Origin of the sequence: Candidatus Methanoperedens nitratireducens, assembly GCF_000685155.1 — an archaeon.
In the GTDB taxonomy this organism is placed as follows: Archaea; Halobacteriota; Methanosarcinia; order Methanosarcinales; family Methanoperedenaceae; genus Methanoperedens; species Methanoperedens nitratireducens.
In genome coordinates, this window is sequence record NZ_JMIY01000007.1 from 645,474 (window position 1) to 652,194 (window position 6,721).

Genomic DNA, 6,721 nt, shown 5'->3' on the forward strand with positions numbered 1-6,721 from the left:
GTAAAACCAATACCTTTTTATATCAAACCTCATTTAAGAGCATCGAGATGAGTTTATGCCATTTGAGATTTTAGAAAAACAAGAACTTGTTCCTACAATCTACCTGATGAAGATCAGCGCACCGCGCGTTGCTAAAAAAGCACAGCCAGGACAGTTTGTCATACTCAGGATCAATGAGAAAGGGGAGAGGATACCTCTCACGATTGCGGATTTTGACAGGGAGGAAGGTACGATCACCATGATCTTCCAGACAGTAGGCAAAACTACAGCACATCTTGCATCCTTGAGGGCCGGGGATGAGCTTCTGAATTTTATCGGGCCGCTGGGAAACCCGGCACACATACAGAAAGAAGGAACCGTGGTACTGGTAGGGGGAGGCGTGGGAGTAGCGCCGATCTTTCCTCAGACTCGGGCTTTTTATGAAGCCGGGAACAGGGTAATCTCCATTATAGGAGCAAGGAGTGCAAATCTTCTCTTATGGGAGGATAGAATGCGGGCAGTCAGTCACGAGTTATATATCACAACTGATGACGGAACAAAAGGCCATCACGGCTTTGTAACAGACATAGTCAAGAGACTTCTTGAAGATGGGGTAAATATAGATAGAGTAGTTGCCATCGGCCCGCCTGTAATGATGCGGGCTGTTGCAGGCGTGACAAGACCTTTTAATGTCAAGACAATCGTCAGCCTGAACTCCATCATGGTGGACGGTACAGGGATGTGCGGGGCATGCAGGGTGCTTGTAGGCAACGAGACAAAGTTCGCATGCGTTGATGGGTCTGAATTCGATGCCCATCTTGTGGATTTCACACTGCTCATGAACAGGCTTGCTGTGTATCAGCCTGAGGAGAAGATCGCACTTGAGAGGTATAAATGCGAGAGGGAGGGATGCCTGTGCTAGAGCGCCAGAAGATGCCGGCCCAGGATGCAGGGGAACGCATTACCAATTTTAATGAGGTAGCCCTTGGTCTTACTGAGAAGCAGGTTATCGAGGAGGCAAAGCGCTGTCTCCAGTGCAAGAAACCGCAGTGCATGAAAGGATGCCCTGTTGAGGTAAAGATACCTGCTTTCTTAAAGTACGTGGCAGAGGGTGATTTTGATAATGCGATAAAGGAGATAAAGGTGGATAATGCACTTCCTGCGATCTGCGGACGTGTATGCCCACAGGAGACGCAGTGTGAGCAGGCCTGCATATTAAGTAAAAAGGGGGCATCGGTTGCCATAGGATACCTTGAGCGTTTTGTGGCAGATCATGAGCGAAATAAAGGAGTGGAAGCCCCTCATCTGCCAGAACCTACAGGAAAGAAGGTCGCTGTAGTGGGCTCTGGACCTGCAGGACTAACAGCCGCAGCAGATCTTGCGAGAATGGGTCATTCTGTTACGATCTTTGAAGCGCTCCATGAGGCAGGGGGCGTTCTTATATACGGCATCCCTGAGTTCAGGCTTCCCAAGGAGATCGTACGTGCTGAGGTTGAATACGTAAAGCGGCTTGGAGTTACAATACTTCTTGATTCGGTCATAGGAAAAATAGAGACAGTGGATGATCTTCTATCCGGGTTTGATGCCGTGTTCCTTGGAACAGGCGCAGGCCTGCCATCTTTCCTTAAGATCGATGGTGAGAACCTGAGCGGCGTGTATTCTGCCAACGAGTTCCTGACCCGCGTGAACCTGATGAAATCATACAGATTCCCTGATTATGATACACCAATCAGGAAGGGAAAGCATGTGGTTGTTGTAGGCGGAGGCAATGTTGCCATGGACTCGGCAAGATGCGCCCTGCGGCTCGGGGCTGATGAGGTAACTGTTGTTTACAGGCGCAGTGAAGAGGAGATGCCTGCCAGGGCAGAGGAGATCGAACATGCAAAAGAAGAAGGCATTAAGTTTCGGCTACTCACAAACCCTGTCAGGATCATCGGTGACGGGAAGAACTGGGTCACCCATGTGGAGTGCATAAACATGGTATTATGTGAGCCTGATTCATCAGGCAGGTGCAGGCCCATGCCGTTAGCAGGGACAGAACATATGATAGAGTCAGATGTGGTTATAATTGCCATAGGAACATCACCCAATCCCCTCGTTCCGCGCACAACACAGGGACTTGAGATCACAAAGCACGGAACGATAATAGCAAAAGAGGACGGCGCAACCACCAAAAAAGGTGTCTATGCTGGCGGAGATGCGGTCACAGGCTCGGCCACAGTGATAAGCGCTATGGGAGCAGGCAAAAAAGCAGCACGGGCTATAGATGAGCATTTGAAATAATAAACCGCAGATACTTTATAGTCTTCTGCATAACATCTGCTAATGGTATATAAACCACAGAGTACGCAGAGAGCACAGAGTTGTAATAGTTCTCTGTGTCCTCTGTGCTCTGGTATTAAAAAGTCTGTTACAGATGCTCTTTCATGTTCATTTATGAATTACAGTTCATAGTCGACTCTGTGGTTGATTCTCCTTGTTTGCGCTCATTTTAATTATGCAAAATACTATTGTGAACTGGAACCATAAGTTGAAAGCAAGAACTCATAAGTTGAAAGTAAGAACTCATAAGCTGAAAGTGTGAATCCATAAGTTGAAAGTCAACGACCTCGGACTGAAGTCCGAAAGGCATCAAGAAGATGCTCATTGCCCTCGCATTTCTGTCGGTTTATTTGTTCTATGTTTCTTTTCAGGCGCAGGGTTCAATTTAAAGTATTGATAGCGTTATTTTGTCCCTATTATTGTAACTAATCCATTTTCAATGCCCATAAATTCTATTTTAAATCCGGTATCTTCAAAATATTCTTTTATTTCTGTCTGTGAGATTATTAATTTTTTATAGGAGCTTATTTTTTGAATCCACCTTCCCTTTTCCCTTTCATAAACTATATCAAAAACTTTTACATAAGTTGGGTGATATTCTAAAAAGCAGGTAAAAATCCTATTGTTATCACTGTTAACAGGAATAAATCTGTCTTCTTCTTTAAGTTCAAAGGTCAAATCTCTAAATGTTAAAACCTGTTTCCCATTTTTAAAAAGTATTTCGTAGTTATTTTCAATTAATTTCTGTACAGATTCCAGGCTATCAAGGTGAGTAATAGTATCTCCCATGCAAACTATTAATTCAGGTTTACAATCAGAGTAGGCATCAAAATTTAAAATATCATTTTCTATTGCTTCAATACCTAAACCGTTACTTTTATTTTTTAATTCATCCAATAATCTTTTGCTAAAATCAATCGCTTTAACTTCGAATCCGATTTTTGCCAGTGGAATTGATTGAAAACCGCAACCTGCCCCCAAATCAATAGCAATTTTTGATGAAACTGGTTTGATATTATGGGACTGAAAAAATCGCTGGTTTTCGTTTAGTTTAGCATTAAAATCACCAAACATCCAGGAGTAATAATTTGCCAGATGATTTTCATAGTGTTCCTTTATATTCATGGCCACCTCCTATCTTTACCCGCCATGCTCCGCTATGAGTATCCATGAATATACCAAGCCTGTTTTCTGAAGACAGTTCAGTAAATAGCTCGTAGACTTTCATCGTGTTTCCTTGTTACATTTGTGTAATCATTGTTATATGTTTGTTGTCTAACTCCACATTCATGCCAGATTTTATTTAAGCATTTCCAAATCCATTTTTCTCCTGGTGATAAGAAATGGTCGTACACGAATTTGCATTCTATGTGACCTTGAAACGAAACATGATAAAAGACCTCAAAATCAGATGCGACTACAGGCAGGAATTTGAGTTCGGAGGCACCCTTGAAGTCGATGAGATCAAGATGGTCGAAGGCGAAATCCTCAGGGTTGCGGGCAAATTCGGTGTAATAGACCTGGGCATACCAATGTCTGAGTTGAAGACCATTATAAAAAGAGGTGAAAATAAATGAACAAGCTACACGTAAACATTCGGGAGAAGAAGGTGAAATATATGAACACAAAAACAATTGTGGCAGTAGCAATAATCCTTTCTGTACTGGGAGCAGGCTATGCCCTTGCAAGACCGGGGAGCGGCGATTCCTGGGACAGCATGATGGGCGGCAACCGGGACGGTAACGGGATGATGGAAAGCTACGGCAGCGGAATAACAGGCGGCTTGAGCGGTATGATGGGCCAATATACAGGTATGATGAACGACTTCGGAAATGGCATCTGGAACGGCATGATGGGCGTTCACAGTGACATGATGGGCCATGGCAACGGAAATGATCATTGCGGCGCAAGTGACGGTTATGCCGGCAGCGGCTATGGGGCAAATGCCACCCCATAACCAGTCCGAATATAATGTGGAATACAAAGTACGGACATATGAACTGGAATACGCAGGTGCAGACAACAATAACCAGAGAAGAGGCGCGGAAGTATGCCCAGGCATATCTTGATAAAGCAATACCCGGAACTAAAGCGGATGAAGCGGATGCTTTCTACGGCTATTACACTGTACACGTGCAAAAAGACGGCAAGATATACGGGATGCTCAGCGTAAATAGCTACACAGGCGCTGTGTGGTACCATAACTGGCATGGGGCTTTTGTAAAAATACTGGAAGTTGAGTAAGCTTCCAGTATTTTTATCAAAAACGAGGGGTGAGGTAATATCAATCAATGACTTTAGCTTTTGAATCCTATCGGTTATTTGGCTTCTATGTTTTAATTCAGGTGCTGGTATAGCTCCAGTCGTTTGCCATTTCGATTCTCCTCGATTGCTAGCGCAATGCTGTCGCCTTACTTTGCAATCTGCACCTGTGCTCCTTCATGGTACGGATCTGTCTCGCCAATCGAGCGGTACATTGCCTTGCGCAGAGCCATGTCTCGTGGGTCCTCCAAGTATCTATTCATCCGATTGGGGACGTACCCGTATCCTATCCTGGCCTCTGGGTCGGCAAACCCAAATGACCCTCCCGACCCCGGCATTCCAAAGGAGCTCGGATGACCGAAGGGGTCTTTCGGACCGGGCTTCGCGAAACCGAGTGAGAACCAGATATCCACTTTCATGACCTCGTCGTGAAATCCATGCGTCGGCGCGACAGGAGGTGCCATGAGCTGCCGGAGTGTTTCTTCTCGCAACCCAAGCTCTTTTCCACCCGTCGCAAAGACGCTGTAGGCATGGGCAATGGCGCGAGCCGTTCCCACTCCCCCGCCTGCCGGAACTTCGAAATTCCGGGCATAGATGCGTTCTTTATCTAGAGGTAAAAGCGATCCCCACAGTGCACGCCTGATTTTCGAGCGCGGGTTCATCGCCGCGAGGATTAAGGGGATAGGCAGGCGAGCGCGGAACATTGCCAAAGAAAGGCCAGCTTGCTCGATGGTAGCCAGTCTCGAATTGGGAATTTCTTCGGGCAGGCGAATATAGAAATCCAGTCCAAGCGGAGCGGCAATTTCCTCCTGAAAGTACTGCCCTAAGCTTCGGTGTTTGGGATCGACTCTGCGCAAAAGCTCGCTTTCATAGTACCCAAGGGTTAAGCCATGATATGCCTGCCGCGTTCCTGGCTCCCACGCCGGTTTCTGCCGCGCCAGGACGACCGCCAGCCGGTCGAGATCTGCGATAATGCTCTTGTCCCCTGTCTCATCGAAGGCAAACAACCCGGCCTGGTGCGCCAGCAGTTGCCGGACGGTGATCTTATCCTTACCTTGTTGGGCAAACTCCGGCCAGTACTTCGAGATACGCTCATCGTAATCAAACAAGCCCCGCGAATGGGCAAGCGCCATAGCTAGACCGGACAATCCCTTTGTTGCCGAGAACACAATCACCATCGTATTTTCTTCCCAGGGTTCGGAAGTTCGCTTGTTCCGAACGCCGCCCCACAGGTCAACGACTTTTTCACCACGGTAGTAGATGCAACAGGCGGCCCCGAGCTCATTGCGGCGAGTAAAGTTCTCGATGAACGCTTCCCGCACCGCCTCAAACCCTGGCTTCACATGACCCGATATTGTGACGTTTGTTTGCTTCATCTTCATGCCCTCAATTATTACCGATATGTAAGTTCTGGGAATCCCGACTTGTTAGGTGGTGATTGACTTTAGCGGTTCATTACCCAGCGACCGCATGTTGCTTTAATGAACGGCAAAGGCACCGGGCTTGGGCTTTCAACAGGTTTTTCGGGGGCATAAGTTCCGGGCACTATCAACACCAGCGAAGAAGTCCTTTCAGGATAGCGCAAGGCAAATTGCATAGATGAAGGTGCTCCAGCCGAGACGCCCACGACAGCTACCTTACTTATATTAAGTGCATCAAGGAGGCATGCATGTGCATCTGCCTGGGCAGCGGGAGAGGCATCTTGAGGAAGCGGTGTGCGCAGGTAGCCAAAGCGCGAAGGGGCGATAATGCGGAACCCCTCGCCCACATTATCTCGTGCTACCCACAGCCCCTGGTCATACCCACCGCCAGCCCCGTGCACCACAAGCACAGGAGGACCTTCTCCCATGGTAGCATATTCGATTGGGACGCATTTGGTCTCGATGACCTGGCTTCCTGACATAACCCGCCCTCGTGCTGCACGGATGTCGCTTCGATAGCTCGGGTAGGTCACAATCAAGATTACTGCTATGATACCGACCAGAATTGTAATTATCAGTGAAAGCCGAGACACAAATTTGACCTCCAATAGTTCCCCAAATAAAGTTTATTGAATCAATTATTAAAATGTATCGTAGAACACTTTTAAGTTCTTCGTATCTACTCAGGTTTTTTTAGAGCTGTTTAGCTCCTAATATTTTGCCTCATTACTAAGTTT

At 46.8% G+C, this 6,721-nt stretch carries 8 protein-coding genes; 5 read left to right on the forward strand and 3 right to left on the reverse strand.

The genetic code is table 11. The features are described from left to right. Window positions 1-55: 55 nt before the first annotated feature. Both ANME2D_RS15260 and gltA read left to right on the forward strand, forming a co-directional pair. Entirely contained in the window at window positions 56-901 is an 846-nt protein-coding gene (locus ANME2D_RS15260) for a sulfide/dihydroorotate dehydrogenase-like FAD/NAD-binding protein (RefSeq protein ID WP_048093396.1), read from the forward strand. Continuing rightward, on the forward strand, window positions 889-2,262 hold the full coding sequence (gene gltA / locus ANME2D_RS15265) for an NADPH-dependent glutamate synthase (protein ID WP_048093398.1): 1,374 nt from the start codon (window positions 889-891) through the stop codon (window positions 2,260-2,262). Before ANME2D_RS15260 ends, gltA begins: the two co-directional genes overlap by 13 nt. A gap of 441 nt (window positions 2,263-2,703) precedes the next feature. Here the strand turns inward: gltA and ANME2D_RS15270 are convergent, their stop codons facing one another. Continuing rightward, window positions 2,704-3,426: a class I SAM-dependent methyltransferase gene (locus ANME2D_RS15270; RefSeq protein ID WP_048093400.1), complete on the reverse strand. Its 723-nt coding sequence runs from the start codon at window positions 3,424-3,426 to the stop codon at window positions 2,704-2,706. A 218-nt stretch (window positions 3,427-3,644) separates the two neighbouring features. On the opposite strand from ANME2D_RS15270, the gene ANME2D_RS15275 reads away from it, so the two are divergent. From ANME2D_RS15275 to ANME2D_RS15285, 3 genes are read left to right on the forward strand one after another with little or no spacing between them, the layout of a single operon-like run. Beyond that, window positions 3,645-3,878 carry a hypothetical protein gene (locus ANME2D_RS15275; RefSeq protein ID WP_048093403.1) on the forward strand — a complete coding sequence of 78 codons (234 nt, stop codon included), beginning with the start codon at window positions 3,645-3,647 and terminating at the stop codon, window positions 3,876-3,878. A gap of 41 nt (window positions 3,879-3,919) precedes the next feature. Beyond that, window positions 3,920-4,258, forward strand: a complete 339-nt coding sequence (locus ANME2D_RS15280) for a hypothetical protein (RefSeq protein ID WP_157834168.1) — start codon at window positions 3,920-3,922, stop codon at window positions 4,256-4,258. Window positions 4,259-4,296: 38 nt separating this feature from the next. Then, the gene (locus ANME2D_RS15285; RefSeq protein ID WP_157834169.1) at window positions 4,297-4,545 is read left to right on the forward strand and encodes a PepSY domain-containing protein; all 249 of its coding nucleotides are present in this window, start codon (window positions 4,297-4,299) and stop codon (window positions 4,543-4,545) included. A 167-nt stretch (window positions 4,546-4,712) separates the two neighbouring features. On the opposite strand, the gene ANME2D_RS15290 is transcribed toward ANME2D_RS15285, so the two are convergent. Continuing rightward, complete coding sequence (locus ANME2D_RS15290; RefSeq protein ID WP_081810339.1) at window positions 4,713-5,939, reverse strand: serine hydrolase domain-containing protein; 1,227 nt, start codon at window positions 5,937-5,939, stop codon at window positions 4,713-4,715. A gap of 68 nt (window positions 5,940-6,007) precedes the next feature. Next, a complete protein-coding gene (locus tag ANME2D_RS15295) occupies window positions 6,008-6,577 on the reverse strand; it encodes an alpha/beta fold hydrolase (RefSeq protein WP_198527449.1) in 570 nt (189 codons plus the stop codon). Window positions 6,578-6,721 lie beyond the last annotated feature (144 nt).